The sequence below is a fragment of the Pedococcus sp. P2_D7 genome, from assembly GCF_056404295.1.
On sequence record NZ_JBFUEH010000004.1, the window covers coordinates 94,970 to 111,173 of the forward strand.

A 16,204-nucleotide genomic window follows, 5' to 3' on the forward strand; every position below is an offset into this window, starting at 1 on the left:
CTGCCAGGTGTCATTGCGCGACCGACCGCGTCACGCAACGGGGAGATACGCGTCTCGCATCAAAAGGGGCCGCGCGAGCGTGCCATTCGACGACCGATGCTTTTGGGGTGGGACATGACGAACTTTCACGCTGGACACCAGGCCCGAGGGGCCACTCTCGTACGACGTCTGCAGGCCACCAGGTGGCTCGCGGCACTGGCCGCGTGCGCTGTGGTCCTGGCCTGTGCGACCCTGCTGAGTGCCCGGACGGCACGGGCCGCCACCATCGACGGGGCCATCACCTCCATCACGACCACGGCGACCGGCACGGCGCAGTGGGACACGGTGGACTTCGCCTGCACCTGGGCCGTGCCCGACGGCTCGGCGCCCGGTGACACCTTCAGCCTCGACCTGCCATCGGAGCTGCGGTGGTTCGGCGCGACGGACTTCGTCCTCGCCGGGCGGGACGGGCTCCCCGTGGCCTCGGCCCATGCCGACGCCAGCGGCCACGTCGTGTTCACGCTGACCGACTACGTGCTCACCCACGTCGACGTCCACGGCAGCTGTCACTTCTCGACCCAGTACGTCGCGGAGACGACCGACGAGACCGTCGACCTGGACTTCCAGGTGGGCGACGAGGTCGTCAGGGTCGACCTCCCCACCGTGGGACCGTGTGCCGGGCCCTGCACCGAGGACCGCACCGTGCCGAGCAAGTACATGTGGTGGAGCGACGCTGCCCAGACCACGACCCGGTCGGCGGTCCGGGCCCCGGCCACCACCTCCGACAGCAGTGACGTCACCATCGCGGACACGCCCGGCCCCGGTCTGGCTCTCGACTGCGCCACCGTCGCCGTGACCATCGGCACCGTCCTCGACGCCGCAGGAGACGTGACCGACCCCCGCGACGACGGCACCTACGTGCCGAAGATCTCCTGCACCCCGCAAGGGGTTTCCGTCACCTGGTCCCAGGTCCCTGCCGGGGAGTACACCGAGCTCCGGGTGCTGGCCACCGTGGTGGACCCCACGGCCACGACCTACACCAACGGGGCCGTGGTCAGCGTGAACGGTCAGGACACTCCGGTCCACGACGAGGTCCGCCGCAGCGACGCCGGAGGCGATGGCACCGGATCGGCGACCACGACGACGACGAGCTCGACCACCGCGAGCTCGACCACCGCAAGCTCGACCACCGCGACCTCGACCTCGACGACCTCGACCACCGCGACCTCGACCACCGCGACGACGGCGTCGAGCACAACGGCCACGGGGTCCGGCACGATCACGTCGCCCGCCAGCACCGACCACGACGTCGTGGCCACCGGTGGGGGCGGTGCCGCGGGAGCGCTGGTCACCCCGGACGACTCGTCGCTCGCGTTCACCGGCATCGATGTCCTCGAGCTGGTGGCGGTCGGCTCCCTGCTGCTCGGGTCGGGCGCTGTCCTCTCCGGACTCGCACGCCGCCGTCGACGGCACTAGGTGGGCGCGGACCGGCTCGACCGCGTCGGACGCGACCGACGAGCCGGCGACCGGGTGGCGCGCGACCGGGCGGCGCGCCACCCGGTCGCGCGTCATGGGAACGGGCCTGCGGACTCCTTGATGGCAGGCGCCGGGTTGGCGCCCCGACCACGGCTGGGCGACGACCCGGCCCCGCCCCGGAAGAAGGCACGACCATGGACACACCTCGAGGTCAGGGGACGGAACGGCTCGTCCTCGCGATCGGTGAGATCTCGGCGAGCCATCGCACCGTGCTGACCCCGGCCGGCAGTGCCCCGGTGAATGCCGTCGCCTGGGCGATCAGGGAGGACACCGCGCCTCGGGGTCGCGGCTGGCGGCGTGCCGTGCCCGGCGCTGGCGCACCCGACACCGTGGCTCTCGGGGTGACGCTCAGCGTGACGGTCAGCGGCCCGGGCTGGCGGCACACCGAGAGGGTCGGGCCGGCCGGTCCGGAGGAGGTGGCTGCCGTGCGGGGCAAGGTCACGCAGGCGCGCATGCTCGCCCTGCGGTCCGTCGTGTGGTCGCCCGCCGCCGCGGCGCCGGTCCCGGCGCCCCCGGCCCACGAGGAGGCCGGCGAACCCGCGAGGTAGGTTCGACCCATTCGTGGGTGCTGCCAGCGGCCACGGCCGAACCCCGGGAGTCGTTGGTGCGAGTCGTCGTCATGGGCGCGGGTGGCTACGTCGGAAGTCGCCTGGTGCCGGCCCTGCTCGCGGCCGGCCACGACGTGACGGCCACCTTCACCAGAGCGGCGTCGGCCGGGCGGTTCTGGTGGGCCGAGCAGGTCGACGTGGTCGAGGTCGACGTCCTCGACCGCCCCACGGCGCGGTTGGCCGTGACCGGCGCCGAGGTGCTCTACTACCTCGTCCACGGACTCGGTGGTGACGACTTCGCGACCAGCGACCGCGAGGGCGCCTACAACGCCGCCCACGCCGCGGTCCGGGCCGGCCTGGGCCGCATCGTCTACCTCGGCGGTCTGGTCCCTGACGTCCCGGACGACGACCTGTCTGCCCACCTGAGGTCGCGGCTCGAGGTCGAACAGGTGCTCACCGACTCCGGCATCCCGACCCTGGCCCTGCGCGCGGCGATGGTGGTGGGCAGCGGGTCGACCTCGTTCGAGATCATGCGCCAGCTGAGCGAGCGGCTGCCCGTCCAGGTGCTGCCCCGCTGGATGGACAGCCGGGTCGAGCCGGTCGCCATCACGGACGTGGTCACCGCGCTGGTCGGCGCCCTGACCGCCCCAGCCGTGAGCCGGCACTTCGACCTCGGCAGCGGGGAGCGGATGCCCTATGCCGCGTTGCTGCGGCTCTACGCGGACCGCGCCGGGCTGCGCAGGGTGCAGGTGAGCGTGCCGGGCCTGCCGACCGCCCTGGTGTCGCGTCTCGCCCCCGCGCTCACCCGCGCACCGGCCTCCACCGTGCAGTCGCTGGTCGAGAGCCTGCACCACGACATGGTGTGCGGCCGACAGGACTTCGTGGTCCAGCTGATGCCGCCGGGCCATGCCCTCACGCCGGTCGCCGAGGCGCTCGACCGGGCGCTCGCCGTCCCGGACGCGTCGGTCCCGGACTCCGAGCGCGACGTCATCGGCCCGCTCAGCTCCGACGCAGCCTGGACCGGATCAGTGGCTCCCTGACCTCTGCTGACTGCGCTCGCGACGAGCCAGCTCGCGTTCGAGGTTGCGCGCGAACCCGACTCCCATGGCCGCGATGACAGCCTGCATCGAGGCCTGGACCGCGGGCTTGGCGAGCCGCGGGAACGGCAGGTCGACGTCGACCCCGAGCTCGATCGTCAGGCGGGTCCCGGCGCCGCTGTCGGCCAGCTGGTAGATGCCCTCGACCCCGGCGCGCTCGTCACCCTTCGGCGCGTGGGTGTAGACGATCCGCTCCTTGGGCGTGAACTCCATGCGCTCGGTGAACGAGAGCCCGATGCTCTTGCCGAGCACCTCGATCGGTGCGAGCTTCCAGAGCCAGGTGCTGCCGTGGTCCTCGATCGACCGCACCATCGGGGTCAGCTTGCCGACCAGCGTCGCGTCACTCAGGACGTCCCAGACCGAGTCGCGGGGGTGCGGCACCACGGCGGTTGAGCGCTTGGCTGCCGAGAAGATCGTCATGGCTCGAGTCTCGTCCATGGCCGACCAGCCCGCGCGGCGCCCCCTGGACAGCGCCCCACCGGGGCTCGCTGTGAGAGTCTGGCCGACGTGAGCGAACCAGCACCTGCGACCTCGGGTTCACCGCGGCGCGGGCGTCCGGGGTACGACCAGGAGACCGTGCTGCGCAGGGCCATCGAGCTCTTCAACGAGCAGGGGTACGACGGCACGAGCATGGGTGACCTGGCCCGGGAGCTCGGGTTCAGCAAGTCGGCGATCTACCACCACGTGCCGAGCAAGACCCACCTGCTCTCGCTGGCCCTCGACGAGGCCCTCGACGGGCTCACCCGCGTCATCGAGGAGGCGAGCCACGACGCTGCCGGCCACACGGCATACGAACGGCTGCGGCAGGCGGTGCACCGCAGCGTCGAGGTGCTGGTCGAGCACCAGCCGGCGGTCACGCTGCTCCTGCGGGTGCGCGGCAACAGCGAGGTGGAGCGAGCCGCCCTGCGGCGACGTCGCGACATCGACGCGCGGCTCGCCGCGCTCGTCAAGGAGGCCATCGACGAGGGGTCGCTGCGCACCGACGTGCCCCCGGCCCTGGTGAGCCGGTTGCTCTTCGGCATGGTCAACTCACTCGTCGAGTGGCACCGCGCCGGTGGTGGGGTCGACGGCGAGCAGCTCTCCGAGGCGATCACGACCATCGTCTTCGACGGGTTGGCGCTGGACCGGCCTCACCAGTCGTAGAAACCCCGTCCGGTCTTGCGACCCAGCTCGCCGGCGGCCACCTTGTCGCGCAACAGCTGCGGCGGTTCGAACCGCGGACCCAGCTCGCGCGCGAGGTGCTCCGCGATGGCGAGGCGGACGTCGAGGCCCACGATGTCGGTGGTGCGCAGTGGTCCCACCGGGTGGCGGTAGCCGAGGGTCATCGCGGTGTCGATGTCCGCCGCGGACGCGACGCCCTCCTGCACCATGCGCATCGCCTCCAGGGCGATGGCCACGCCCAAGCGACTGCTCGCGAACCCTGGGGAGTCCTTGACGACGATGGCGGTCTTGCCCAGGGCGGAGACCCAGCCACGGGCGTCCTCGGCGAGGCCCGCGGACGTCTGCGTGCCCAGCACGATCTCGACGAGGTCGCTGGTGGGCACCGGGTTGAAGAAGTGCAGACCGATGAACCGTTCGGGGGCGCTCAGCCCGGAGGCGATGGCGTCGATCGACAGCGAGCTGGTGTTGGTGGCCAGCACGGCGTGTGGCAGCGCCTGCTCGAGCCGCTGGAACACCGACTGCTTGAGCTCGAGGTCCTCCGGGACGGCCTCGATGGCCAGCTCGACGTCCCCGTAGTCAGGGTACGGTCCAGTGCTCACCGTGACGCGTTGCAGGACGACCTCGAGGTCCTCGGTCAGCGCTCCCTTGTCGACTGCCTTGCGCAGGCTGCTTCCCACCCGCTCGACTGCGGCTCGCGCGGACGATGTGTCGGTCTCGATGACCCGGACCGAAGACCCGGCCGCGACAAAGGCGTGCGCGATGCCGGCGCCCATCCGCCCTCCTCCGTAGACGAGGACGCGCTCGGGCAGGGCAGTGGAGTCGGTCATGGATGCTCCGTTCTGGAAATCCGGAAGAGCGTGAATGGCTGGAAACGGTTGCGGGTCAAGGGCGTTCGAGGAGCAGGGCGCTGCCCTGGCCGACCCCGACGCACATCGTCGCGAGACCGCGGTGCGCACCAGCCCGCTCGAGCCGTCCGAGGAGGGTCACGACGATGCGGGTGCCGGAGCACCCGAGGGGGTGGCCGAGGGCGATCGCGCCGCCGTCGGCGTTGACGAGGTCGGGGTCGAGCCCCAGGTCGCGGATGCAGGCGATCGACTGGGACGCGAAGGCCTCGTTGAGCTCCACGGCGTCGAGGTCGTCGACGCTCCACCCGACCCGGGCCAGGGCCTTGCGCGTCGCAGGGACGGGGCCGATCCCCATGACCTCCGGGGCCACGCCGGCGCTGGCGGCCGCGACGACCCGGGCCCGCGGGGTGAGGCCGTGCGCCTCGATGAACCGTTCGCTCGCGACGACGACGGCGGCCGCGCCGTCGTTGAGGGCGCTGGAGTTGCCGGCCGTGATGACCCCGTCGGGTCCGTGCAGGGGTCGCAGCGCGGCCAGGCGTTCGAGGCTGGTGTCCGCGCGCGGCCCCTCGTCGACCGCGAACTCGCCGTCCCGCAGCGGCACGGCGACCGTCTCCGCCTCGAACCGGCCGTTCTTGATCGCGTCGAGGGCGCGTTCGTGCGAGCGCAGGGCGAAGGCGTCGAGCTCGTCGCGCGTCAGGTGCCAGTGCTGCGCAACGCGTTCCGCGGTCTGCGGCATGGTCAGTGTGGTGTCGGCGTCGAACCGTGGGTTCGCGAACCGCCACCCGATCGAGGTGTCGAAGGTCGCCCCCGGTCGGGCGAACGCCTTGGTCGGCTTCTCGGTCACCCACGGCGCGCGCGTCATGGACTCGACCCCACCGGCGATCACGACATCGGCGTCGCCGGCCGCGATCATCTGGCGAGCGGTGGCGATGGCGGTCAGGCCTGAGGCGCAGAGCCGGTTCACGGTGAAGCCGGGCACCGACTGGGGGAGCCCGGCCAGCAGCAGGGCCATCCGGGCGACGTTGCGGTTGTCCTCGCCGGCCTGGTTGGCCGCGCCGAGGACCACCTCGTCGACCAGCTCGGGGTCGATGCCGGACCGGGCCACCACCTCGCGCACGACGAGCGCGGCGAGGTCGTCGGGGCGCACCGAAGCCAGCCCACCGGCATACCGGCCGATGGGGGTGCGGACACCGTCGACGATGAAGGCCTCGGTCACGTTCGTCTCCTCGATCTCGGGGAAGGTCAGGCGTCGAAGTCGACTGTGACGGTGTCGCTGACGGGGTAGGACTGACAGGTGAGGACGAAGCCCTGCTCGACCTCACCCTTCTCGAGCGCGTAGTTGCGGCGCATGTCGACCTCGCCGTCGCGGACGAGGGCTCGGCAGGTGCCGCAGACCCCGCCCTTGCAGGCGAACGGCAGGTCGGTGCGCGTCGCCTGCGCTGCGTCGAGGATCGACTGGCCGCGCGGCATGGGGGCGGTGGAGCTCGACCCGTCGAGCACGACGGTGACGTCGCTGGTCTCGCCCTCGACCACAGCGTCGGCGCGGTGCAGCTCCGGCGGCGGCTCGTCGACGTAGAAGAGCTCGAAGTGGATGCGCTCCTGGGCCACCCCGACCTCCGCCAGCACCTCACGGGCTGCGCCGATCATGGCGAACGGCCCGCACAGCCACACGTCGTCGACGTCCTGCACGGGCACGAGCAGGTCGAGCAGCCGACGCAGTCGCTCGGCGTCGATCCGTCCGGAGAAGAGCTCTACGTCGCGGGGCTCCCGCGACAGCACGTGGATCAGCTGCAGGCGCGACCCGTGGCGGTTCTTGAGGTCGGCCAGCTCCTCGGCGAACATCACCGACCCCGTGGTGCGGTTGCCGTAGATCAGCGTCACCTCGGCGTCGGGGTTGCTGAGCATCGTGGTGGCGATGGACAGCATCGGCGTGATGCCCGAGCCGGCCGCGACGCACAGGTGCCGACCACCGGTCGCGGGATCGGCGCGGAAGCTGCCTGACGGCGTCTGCACCTCGATCTCCGTGCCCGGCGTGACGTCGTGGACCAGCCAGTGCGAGAAGAGACCGTCCGGGATCTCGCGGACGCCGATGCGCGGTCGCTCACCGACCGCGGCGCAGATCGAGTACGTGCGGCGGTGCTCCTGGCCGTCGATGCGCCGCCGGAGCGTCAGTGACTGTCCCGCAGCGAAGTCGTATGCCGCGGCGAGCTCGGCCGGGACGTCGAAGCTCACCGCGACGGCGTCGTCAGTCAGCTGCTCGACCGAGTGCACGGTGAGCGTGTGGAAGACCGGGGCGGTCCGGGTCGTCTTCGGGAGCAGCAGCGAGCCGGTTGACACTCAGATCTCCTTGACGTGCTCGAACGGCTCGAGGCAGCTCGTGCAGCGGTAGAGGGCCTTGCACGACGTCGCCCCGAACTCGGACGTGAGCTTGACATCACTCGAACCACAACGGGGACAGTCGATCTCGCGACGCCGCGGATGGAGGGCGAGGGGTACCGGACCGGCGCGGCGTGGTGCCGGTCCGGGCGCGGACAGCCCGTGCGCGCGCAGTGCGGCCCGACCCGCGTCAGTGATCCAGTCGCTCGACCAGGCCGGGCTGAGGCAGACCCGGACGGTGGCCTGCAGGCCTGCCTCGCCGAGGGTGCGCACGAGGTCGTCGCGCATCGTTGCCATGGCGGGGCAGCCGGAGTAGGTCGGCGTGATCGTCACGGTGACGGACCCCGACGGTCCGACTGCCACCTCGCGCAGGACGCCGAGGTCCTCGAGCGTGAGCATCGGCATCTCCGGGTCGGTGACGCGCCGAGCTACGGCACACGCCCGCTCGCGCAGCTCCCCGTGCGAGGTGGCCACGCCGGGCGAACCCGGCGCGACCACCTCGAACCGGCGGGAGGTCTGGGTCGCCGGGGCCATGGTCACCACTGACCCATCGGGTGCGCGCGGGCCACGACCTGCAGCTCGCCGAGGATCCGGCTGAGCGCCTCGGTGTGCATGCCGTCGCGACCCTGGCGACCCTGGACTGCGGCCATCGGTGCGACCGTCGGCGGCTCCACACCACTGAGGGCGAAGACCTGGGCGAGGACGACCGCGACCGCGTCAGCGACCGTCGCGGGGTCGACCCCGACCCCGGCCCGGGCGACGCGGGCCTCGACCTCGTGGGTCGCGAACTGCTCGGCCTGGAGGGGCCAGACCTTCGCCAGGGCGGCCTCGATGCGGCGCCGCGACTCGTCGGTGCCACGAGCCAGGGTGAGGAACCAGCGCCCTGCGTAGTCGCGGTGGTAGGTCAGCTCCTTGACGCCCTTGGCGGCCACGGCGGAGAGCACGTGGTCGCGGCTGTCGACGAGCTTCTCGAAGACCGCGATCCGTGCGCTGGAGAAGAGCAGCAGCTTGACGATGGTCACCGCGAAGTCGCCGTTGTCGAGCTCGACGAGCCGCACGTTGCGGAAGTCGCCGTCACCGCGGAAGAACGCGAGGGCGTCCTCGGGCGGCACCGGGGAGCCCTCGGGCAGCGCCGGGACCAGCGACGGGTCGGCCGCCGCGGCTCGGGCGAGCAGCAGCCGGGCCTGGCCGAGGAGGTCGAGCGCGATGTTGGACAGCGCGATGTCGTCCTCGAGGTCGGGCGCGCGGCTGGTCCACTCCGAGAGCCGTTGCGACGCCACCAGGGCGTCGTCGGCCAGCATCAGGCAGTAGGTGCCGAGGTCGCTCGCGTCGACCCCGTCGGGGATCGTCGTGTCGACGCCGGCCAGCGGGTCCTCGAAGTCCGTGCCGAAGGCCCAGTGCGAGGGGTCGCCACCCAGCAGCCCGTCATAGACGGAGCCGTGGGCGTCGTTGGGGTCGGGGGCAGGGTGCGACGGCTGGTGGGCGACGTCGTCGGCGACCGACTGGATCGCGTCGAGCCCGTCGGGCTGCGGTGATTCAGGCATGGTCAGCAGCTCACATGTGGGGGACGTTGTCGGGGATCTCGTAGAACGTGGGGTGCCGGTAGACCTTGTCCCCGCTCGGGGCGAACATCGGGTCCTTCTCGTCCGGGCTCGACGCCGCGATGTCCTTGGACTGCACCACCCAGATGCTGACGCCCTCGTTGCGGCGGGTGTAGACGTCGCGGGCATGGCGCAGCGCCATGTCGTCATCCGCGGCGTGCAGCGAACCGACGTGCACGTGGTTGAGCCCGCGCTTGCCGCGGACGAACACCTCGTAGAGCGGCCACTCGGCGCGCACCCGCTCATCGGGTGATGTCTGGTCGCTCATGCGGTGCCCTTCCCGTCGACGTCGGAGGGCGAGGCCTCCAACGACAGCTGCTGCGCGGCATACGCGGTCGCGGCCTCGCGCACCCACGCGCCGTCCTCGTGCGCGGCACGGCGGTGTGCGATGCGCTGGGTGTTGCACGGGCCGTTGCCCTTGACGACCTGCATGAACTCGTCCCAGTCGGGCTGGCCGAAGTCGTGCGCCTGGCGCTCCTCGTTCCACCGCAGGTCGGGGTCGGGGAACGTGACGCCGAGTGCCTCGGCCTGGGGCACGGACATGTCGACGAACCGCTGGCGCAGGTCGTCGTTGGTGTTGCGCTTGATGCCCCACGCCATCGACTGGGCCGAGTTCGGGGACTCGTCGTCGGGCGGGCCGAACATCATCAGCGCCGGCCACCAGAACCGGTTGACCGACTCCTGCACCATCGCGCGCTGCTCGTCGGTGCCCCGCATCATCGTCATCAGCAGCTCGTAGCCCTGCCGCTGGTGGAAGGACTCCTCCTTGCAGATGCGGATCATCGCGCGGCCGTAGGGCCCGAACGAGGTGCGGCACAACGGCACCTGGTTGCAGATCGCCGCTCCGTCGACGAGCCAGCCGATGGTGCCGACGTCGGTGTAGGAGAGGGTCGGGTAGTTGAAGATCGAGGAGTACTTCTGGCGGCCCTCGATGAGCATCTCGGTGAGCTGGCCGCGGCTGACCCCGAGGGTCTCGCACGCGGAGTAGAGGTAGAGCCCGTGGCCGGCTTCGTCCTGCACCTTGGCCAGCAGGATCGCCTTGCGGCGCAGCGACGGGGCGCGCCCGATCCAGTTGCCCTCCGGCTGCATGCCGATGATCTCGGAGTGCGCGTGCTGGGCGACCTGGCGCACCAGCGTCTTGCGGTAGCCGTCGGGCATCCAGTCGCGGGGTTCGATGCGGTCGTTGCGGGCGATGGTGGCCTCGAACCCGGCCAGCAGGTCGCCCTCGTCGGTCCCGGGCGGGGCCGTGGTGGTGTCCGTCATGCAACCCTCCGCGGTGAGGTGATTAACTGACCGAACGGTCTGTAATAGTGTCGCAGGTGCCGTCGGATGTTGGCAAGCACGCAGGTGCCATCCACGGTATGCCGCGTCGCGGACGAGCGCCTGCGGCGCCAGTCAGGGGTGGCATTACTCGCGAGTCACCCGTGATCGGTGGCAGGCTCGGCAGCGTTCCGCTGTCCGTCGTCGCTGGGAGGCCCACCGGATGTTCTCGCGCATCGCCATCGTCAACCGCGGCGAGGCCGCCATGCGGCTCATCCACGCGGTGCGCGACCTCAACGCGCAGGCGGGGGTCGACGGGCACCGCATCGAGACCGTCGCGCTGCACACCGAGGGCGAGAAGCGGGCCATGTTCGTCCGCGAGGCCGACCACGCGTACAACCTGGGTCCGGCGGCGAACCGTCCCTACCTCGACTACGCCGTGCTCGAGAAGGCTCTGCGCGAGACGGGTGCCGACGCCGCCTGGGTCGGCTGGGGGTTCGTCGCCGAGGACCCGAACTTCGCCGAGGTCTGCGCCCGGATCGGGGTCACCTTCATCGGCCCCAGCCCCGAGGCCATGCGCAGGCTGGGCGACAAGATCGGGTCCAAGATCATCGCCGAGGAGGTCGGGGTCCCCGTGGCGCCGTGGAGCGGTGGCGGAGTCGACACCCTCGAGGACGCCAAGACCGCGGCGGCGCGCATCGGCTACCCGCTGATGCTGAAGGCGACCGCCGGCGGCGGCGGTCGCGGCATCCGCATGGTCGCGAGCGACGCCGACCTCACCGACGCCTACGAGCGCACCCGTGACGAGGCGCAGCGTGCCTTCGGCTCCGGTGTCGTCTTCCTCGAGCGGCTGGTGACCGGTGCCCGGCACGTCGAGGTGCAGGTCATCGCTGACGGACAGGGCACGGCGTGGGCCATCGGCGTGCGCGACTGCTCCATCCAGCGGCGCAACCAGAAGGTCATCGAGGAGTCCGCCTCACCCGTCCTCGCGCCGGAGCAGGTGGCCGAGGTCAAGGCCAGTGCCGAGCGGCTCGCCGTCGCGGTCGGGTATGCCGGTGCCGGCACCGTCGAGTTCCTCTACCACCCGGGCGAGAAGTTCTTCGCGTTCCTGGAGGTCAACACCCGCCTCCAGGTCGAGCACCCCATCACCGAGGTCACCACCGACACCGACCTGGTCAAGCTGCAGATCCACGTGGCCGGCGGCGGTCGTCTCGAGGGGGAGCGGCCCACCGAGGAGGGGCACGCCGTCGAGGCCCGGCTCAACGCCGAGGACCCCGACCGCGACTTCGCGCCGTCGCCCGGACGCATCAGCCTCCTCAACCTGCCGTCTGGTCCCGGGATCCGGGTCGACACCGGCGTGGGCGAGGGCGACTCGATCCCCGCCGACTTCGACTCGATGATCGCCAAGATCATCGCCGTCGGGCGCGACCGCGACGAGGCGCTGGCCCGCCTGCGCCGCGCGATGGGCGAGACGACCGTGGTGATCGAGGGTGGGGCCACCAACAAGAGCTTCATCCTCGACCTGCTCGACCAGCCCGAGGTCATCGACGGCAGCGCCGACACCGGCTGGATCGACCGCGTCCGCGCCGAGGGCCGACTGGTGTCCCACCGCCACTCGGGTGTGGCGCTCGTCGCGGCAGGCATCGAGGGCTACGAGGACGAGGAGGCGCTCGAGCGCACCCGCCTGCTCGAGACCTCCCGAGGAGGCCGACCCCAGGTGCAGCACCGCACCGGTCGCGCCATCGACCTCAAGCTCCGCGGCACGGCATACAAGGTCACGGTGTGGCGGATCGGACCGCACCGGTTCCGCGTGCTGATCGCCGCAGGGGCGACCGAACAGACCGTCGACGCAGACCTCGACCGCCTCGACGAGTACACGAGCCGGATCACCATCGCCGGCCGCACGCACCGACTCATCACGGCCACCCACGGGCCGATCCAGCTCGTCGAGGTCGACGGGGTGACCCACCGCGTGAGCCGCGACGAGGGTGGTGTGCTGCGTTCTCCCGCACCGGCCCTCGTCGTCGCGACCCCTGTCGCGGTCGGCGCGGAGGTCGCCGCGGGCGCGCCGGTCCTCGTGCTCGAGTCGATGAAGATGGAGACCGTCCTGCCCGCTCCCTTCGCCGGTCGGGTCAAGGAGCTGCTGGTCTCCGCGGGCAGCCAGGTCGAGACCGGCACCCCGTTGGTGCGGCTCGAGCCCGTGGGCGACGCCGACGAAGCCCCGGCGGAGGGGGTCGACGACGATCCGATCGACCTCGACCTCCCCGAGGGCGCCCGGTCGGGTGACGCGGCGGCCGCCACGGCCGACCACGCTCGCGACGCGCTCGCGGCGATGCTGCTCGGCTACGACCTCGACCAGCGCGACGAGGGCAGCACCCTCACGAGCTACCTGTCTGCCCGCGACGAGCTGACTGCCCAGGGCGTCTCGCAGATCCGCGCCGAGGTGGATGTCCTCGAGGTGTTCGCCGACTTCGCCGAGCTGAGCCGCAACCGTCCGGCGGGGGAGGAAGCCCACGTCGAGCACCGGGTGCACAGCCCCCGCGAGCACTTCCACACCTACCTCCAGAGCCTCGACCCCGACCGTGGCGCGCTGCCCGAGCAGTTCCGCAGCAAGCTCGCCAACGTCCTGCGCCACTACGACCTCGACAGCCTCGACCGCACCCCGGAGCTCGAGCAGGCGGTGTTCCGGGTCTTCCTGTCGCAGCAGCGCTCGGCCCCCGACGTCGCGCTGGCCACCTCCCTGCTGCAGCGCTGGATGGTCGAGCCGTGCCCCGAGCCGCCGCTCGACGCGGCCGCCCGCGAGGTCCTCGACCGCCTCGTGGTCGCCACCCAGCTGCGCTTCCCCGTCGTCGGCGACCTCGCCCGGAGCGTGCGGTTCCGCTGGTTCGACCAGCCGTTGGTCGACGCCGACCGCGCGAGCGTCCTCGGTGGCGTGAGTGACGAGCTCACCGCCCTGGAGGGTATGCCGGGTGGCGAGGACCGCGCCCGCCGCATCGACGCGCTGGCCGCGATCCCCGAGCAGATCGTGCAGTTCCTCGCCGAACGCCTCGAGGGCGGTGTGCCGCAGCGCGAGCCGATGCTCGCCGTCCTCATCAAGCGGCACTACCGCGAGCACGACCTCACCGGCCTGCGGGAGCTCGCGGTCGGTGCCCGTCCCTTCGCGGTGGCCGACTACACGCTCGACGGGCGCGCGACGCACCTCGTGACCAGTGTCGGCCGGGTCGACGAGCTCGTCCCCGGCGGTGAGCTCGAGCAGGCGGTCTCGGGTCAGCTCGAGGAGGCGACAGAGGGCTCGGAAGGGGTCGTCGACCTCTACCTGTCCTGGCCCGATGAGCCCTCGTCGCCCGAAGACGCCTCGGCGCGGCTCGGCGAGCTGCTCGCCGCCATGCCGTTTGCGCACCGACTCCGTCGCGTCGCGATCGCCGTCTGCCCGGGCGGCGGTCGGCCGGTGGCCTACTTCACCTTCCGCCCGGACGGGGCCGGCGGCATGGTCGAGGACCGGCTGGTGCGAGGTGTGCACCCCATGGTCGGGCGGCGGCTCAACCTCTGGCGGCTGCGCGACTTCGAGGTCACCCGTCTCGACGCTCCCGAGGACGTGCTGCTCTACCTCTGCACCGCACCCGGCAACGAGGCGGACCAGCGCCTCGTGGCGCTCGCCCAGGTGCGCCAGCTCGTCGTCGTCCGCGACGAGCGCGGCCGGGTCACCGCCCTGCCGCACGCGGAGCGGGCCATCGCCAACTGCCTCGAGGCCATCCGCCGGGCCCGCGCGGCGCGCGGAGCAGCGGGCGCCCGGCTCGACATGAACCACGTGTGGGTGCACATCTGGCCCCCGATCGAGGCCGACCTCGACCAGCTGACGGCCCTCCAGGCCAAGATCGCACCGCTCACCGCGGGCGCGGGCATCGAGGAGGTGCTCGTGCAGGGCCGGATCGCCGGGCCGGACGGGGCCATCGCGCCCTTGGCCGCCCGGTTCCACTTCCAGCCCGGCTCCGGCGTCGTCACGTCGGTGGAGGAGCCCCCGACCACCCGGCTGAAGCCGCTCGACGACTACGCCCAGAAGGTCGTCCGGGCCCGGCGTCGGGGCGTCGTCTACCCCTACGAGCTGCAGGCCATGATCGCCGGGCCGGGTGGCACCGCGACCGAGTACGACCTCGACGACACGGGCGCACTGGCTCCCGTCGACCGTCCCTACGGCCTCAACAAGGCCGGGATCATCGCCGGGCTCATCACGACGCCCACCGAGCGCTACCCCGAGGGCATGACGCGGGTGCTTCTGTGCGGCGACCCGCTCAAGGCCCTCGGTGCCGTGTCCGAGGCCGAGTGCACGCGGATCATCGCCGCCCTCGACCTGGCCGAGAAGATGCACGTGCCGGTCGAGTGGTTCGCGCTGTCCGCCGGTGCGCGGATCTCGATGGACTCGGGCACCGAGAACATGGACTGGGTCGCGAAGGCCCTCAAGCGGATCATCGAGTTCACCCAGTCCGGTGGTGAGATCAACATCGTGGTGGCAGGGATCAACGTCGGCGCCCAGCCCTACTGGAACGCCGAGGCCACGATGCTCATGCACACCAAGGGAATCCTCGTCATGACACCGGACAGCGCGATGGTGCTGACCGGCAAGCAGTCGCTGGACTTCTCCGGTGGCGTCTCCGCCGAGGACAACTTCGGGATCGGGGGCTACGACCGCGTGATGGGCCCGAACGGGCAGGCGCAGTACTGGGCACCTGACCTCGCCGGCGCGCGTGACGTGCTGATGGCGCACTACGACCACACGTACGTCCACCCGGGTGAGCCCGGCCCGCGCCGCGCGACGACCACGGACGCCGCAGACCGCGACGTCACGGCATACCCGCACGTCATCCCTGACTCGGGGTTCACGACAGTCGGCGACATCTTCTCGCCCGCCACGAACCCCGACCGCAAGAAGGCGTTCGACATCCGCATCCTCATGGCAGCGGTCGCCGACCAGGACCACCCCACCCTCGAGCGCTGGGCCGGCATGGCCGACGCCGAGACCGCGGTGGTCCAGGACGCCCATCTGGGCGGCATCCCGGTCTGCCTGCTCGGGATCGAGTCGAAGACCGTCGCGCGGCGCGGGTTCCCGCCCACCGACGGCCCGGACACCTACACGGCCGGCACCCTCTTCCCGCGGTCGTCGAAGAAGGCCGCCCGTGCGATCAACGCCGCCAGTGGCAACCGGCCCCTCGTGGTGCTGGCCAACCTGTCCGGCTTCGACGGGTCCCCGGAGTCGATGCGCAGCCTGCAGCTCGAGTACGGCGCCGAGATCGGCCGGGCCATCGTCAACTTCAACGGCCCGATCGTCTTCTGTGTCGTCAGCCGCTACCACGGTGGCGCGTTCGTGGTGTTCTCCAAGGCCCTCAACCCCGAGATGACGGTGCTCGCCGTCGAGGGGTCGTTCGCCTCGGTGATCGGTGGCGCCCCGGCCGCCGCGGTCGTGTTCTCCCGCGACGTCGACGCACGCACCGCTGCCGACCCGAGGGTCACGGAGGCCGAGTCCCGCCTGGGCGAGGCCACCGGTGCCGAGCGGGCGCTGATCGCGACCGAGCTGGCCGACCTGCGCACCGCAGTGCGCAGTGAGAAGCTCGGTGAGGTCGCGTCCGAGTTCGACAGCGTGCACAGCATCCACCGGGCCGTCAGCGTCGGCTCGGTCGACGCCGTGATCGACCCGCACGAGCTGCGGCCGAGGATCATCGCGGCCATCGAAGCCGGCCTGGCCCGCCGGAGCTGACTGCGGCGCCAGGCTGACGACGGCGCATGGCTGACGGCGGTGCGGGTAGGAC

Annotated in this window: 13 protein-coding genes; 5 read left to right on the forward strand and 8 right to left on the reverse strand. The window is 71.7% G+C overall.

The genetic code is table 11. The annotated features are described in order from the left end of the window. The first annotated feature begins 114 nt into the window (after positions 1 to 114). The 3 genes from AC1DWJ_RS09550 to AC1DWJ_RS09560 all read left to right on the forward strand — a co-directional run bounded on the left by AC1DWJ_RS09550 (position 115) and on the right by AC1DWJ_RS09560 (position 3,103). On the forward strand, positions 115 to 1,455 hold the full coding sequence (locus tag AC1DWJ_RS09550; RefSeq protein WP_477620664.1) for an Ig-like domain-containing protein: 1,341 nt from the start codon (positions 115 to 117) through the stop codon (positions 1,453 to 1,455). A gap of 194 nt (positions 1,456 to 1,649) precedes the next feature. Beyond that, positions 1,650 to 2,063, forward strand: a complete 414-nt coding sequence (locus tag AC1DWJ_RS09555) for a hypothetical protein (protein ID WP_477620665.1) — start codon at positions 1,650 to 1,652, stop codon at positions 2,061 to 2,063. A gap of 56 nt (positions 2,064 to 2,119) precedes the next feature. Continuing rightward, positions 2,120 to 3,103 carry an NAD(P)H-binding protein gene (locus AC1DWJ_RS09560; RefSeq protein ID WP_477620666.1) on the forward strand — a complete coding sequence of 328 codons (984 nt, stop codon included), beginning with the start codon at positions 2,120 to 2,122 and terminating at the stop codon, positions 3,101 to 3,103. On the opposite strand, the gene AC1DWJ_RS09565 is transcribed toward AC1DWJ_RS09560, so the two are convergent. Then, positions 3,089 to 3,580, reverse strand: a complete 492-nt coding sequence (locus tag AC1DWJ_RS09565; RefSeq protein ID WP_457253908.1) for an SRPBCC family protein — start codon at positions 3,578 to 3,580, stop codon at positions 3,089 to 3,091. The two genes, AC1DWJ_RS09560 and AC1DWJ_RS09565, sit on opposite strands and share 15 nt — an antisense overlap. 87 nt (positions 3,581 to 3,667) lie before the next feature. Between AC1DWJ_RS09565 and AC1DWJ_RS09570 the strand changes: the two genes are divergently transcribed. Further along, positions 3,668 to 4,303 (forward strand): TetR/AcrR family transcriptional regulator, encoded by a 636-nt coding sequence (locus AC1DWJ_RS09570; RefSeq protein WP_457253907.1) that lies wholly within the window; start codon positions 3,668 to 3,670, stop codon positions 4,301 to 4,303. Here the strand turns inward: AC1DWJ_RS09570 and AC1DWJ_RS09575 are convergent. From AC1DWJ_RS09575 to paaA, 7 genes are read right to left on the reverse strand one after another with little or no spacing between them, the layout of a single operon-like run. Beyond that, complete coding sequence (locus AC1DWJ_RS09575) at positions 4,291 to 5,148, reverse strand: 3-hydroxyacyl-CoA dehydrogenase family protein (RefSeq protein ID WP_457253906.1); 858 nt, start codon at positions 5,146 to 5,148, stop codon at positions 4,291 to 4,293. The two genes, AC1DWJ_RS09570 and AC1DWJ_RS09575, sit on opposite strands and share 13 nt — an antisense overlap. Before the next feature lie 55 nt (positions 5,149 to 5,203). Continuing rightward, the gene (locus tag AC1DWJ_RS09580; protein WP_457253905.1) at positions 5,204 to 6,382 is read right to left on the reverse strand and encodes a thiolase family protein; all 1,179 of its coding nucleotides are present in this window, start codon (positions 6,380 to 6,382) and stop codon (positions 5,204 to 5,206) included. Between the two features lie 26 nt (positions 6,383 to 6,408). Beyond that, positions 6,409 to 7,503 (reverse strand): 1,2-phenylacetyl-CoA epoxidase subunit PaaE, encoded by a 1,095-nt coding sequence (gene paaE, locus AC1DWJ_RS09585; RefSeq protein ID WP_477620667.1) that lies wholly within the window; start codon positions 7,501 to 7,503, stop codon positions 6,409 to 6,411. Next, positions 7,504 to 8,076 carry a 1,2-phenylacetyl-CoA epoxidase subunit PaaD gene (gene paaD, locus AC1DWJ_RS09590; protein ID WP_477620918.1) on the reverse strand — a complete coding sequence of 191 codons (573 nt, stop codon included), beginning with the start codon at positions 8,074 to 8,076 and terminating at the stop codon, positions 7,504 to 7,506. It lies immediately after the preceding gene. A 2-nt stretch (positions 8,077 to 8,078) separates the two neighbouring features. Next, positions 8,079 to 9,086 (reverse strand): 1,2-phenylacetyl-CoA epoxidase subunit PaaC, encoded by a 1,008-nt coding sequence (paaC, locus tag AC1DWJ_RS09595; RefSeq protein WP_477620668.1) that lies wholly within the window; start codon positions 9,084 to 9,086, stop codon positions 8,079 to 8,081. Positions 9,087 to 9,096: 10 nt separating this feature from the next. Continuing rightward, positions 9,097 to 9,411: a 1,2-phenylacetyl-CoA epoxidase subunit PaaB gene (paaB, locus tag AC1DWJ_RS09600; protein WP_457253902.1), complete on the reverse strand. Its 315-nt coding sequence runs from the start codon at positions 9,409 to 9,411 to the stop codon at positions 9,097 to 9,099. Beyond that, the gene (gene paaA, locus AC1DWJ_RS09605; RefSeq protein ID WP_457253901.1) at positions 9,408 to 10,406 is read right to left on the reverse strand and encodes a 1,2-phenylacetyl-CoA epoxidase subunit PaaA; all 999 of its coding nucleotides are present in this window, start codon (positions 10,404 to 10,406) and stop codon (positions 9,408 to 9,410) included. Before paaA ends, paaB begins: the two co-directional genes overlap by 4 nt. A gap of 220 nt (positions 10,407 to 10,626) precedes the next feature. Here paaA and AC1DWJ_RS09610 point away from each other — a divergent pair, with 220 nt between their 5' ends. Further along, entirely contained in the window at positions 10,627 to 16,152 is a 5,526-nt protein-coding gene (locus AC1DWJ_RS09610; protein WP_477620669.1) for an ATP-binding protein, read from the forward strand. Positions 16,153 to 16,204: the final 52 nt, after the last annotated feature.

What these genes read in the sequence shown, in the direction of transcription:
- AC1DWJ_RS09550 (WP_477620664.1), top strand. Translation starts at nt 115, where the DNA reads ATGACGAACTTTCACGCTGGACACCAGGCCCGAGGGGCCACTCTCGTA.
- AC1DWJ_RS09555 (WP_477620665.1), top strand. Translation starts at nt 1,650, where the DNA reads ATGGACACACCTCGAGGTCAGGGGACGGAACGGCTCGTCCTCGCGATC.
- AC1DWJ_RS09565 (WP_457253908.1), bottom strand. Translation starts at nt 3,580, where the DNA reads ATGACGATCTTCTCGGCAGCCAAGCGCTCAACCGCCGTGGTGCCGCAC.
- AC1DWJ_RS09575 (WP_457253906.1), bottom strand. Translation starts at nt 5,148, where the DNA reads ATGACCGACTCCACTGCCCTGCCCGAGCGCGTCCTCGTCTACGGAGGA.
- paaD (WP_477620918.1), bottom strand. Translation starts at nt 8,076, where the DNA reads ATGGCCCCGGCGACCCAGACCTCCCGCCGGTTCGAGGTGGTCGCGCCG.
- paaC (WP_477620668.1), bottom strand. Translation starts at nt 9,086, where the DNA reads ATGCCTGAATCACCGCAGCCCGACGGGCTCGACGCGATCCAGTCGGTC.
- paaB (WP_457253902.1), bottom strand. Translation starts at nt 9,411, where the DNA reads ATGAGCGACCAGACATCACCCGATGAGCGGGTGCGCGCCGAGTGGCCG.
- paaA (WP_457253901.1), bottom strand. Translation starts at nt 10,406, where the DNA reads ATGACGGACACCACCACGGCCCCGCCCGGGACCGACGAGGGCGACCTG.
- AC1DWJ_RS09610 (WP_477620669.1), top strand. Translation starts at nt 10,627, where the DNA reads ATGTTCTCGCGCATCGCCATCGTCAACCGCGGCGAGGCCGCCATGCGG.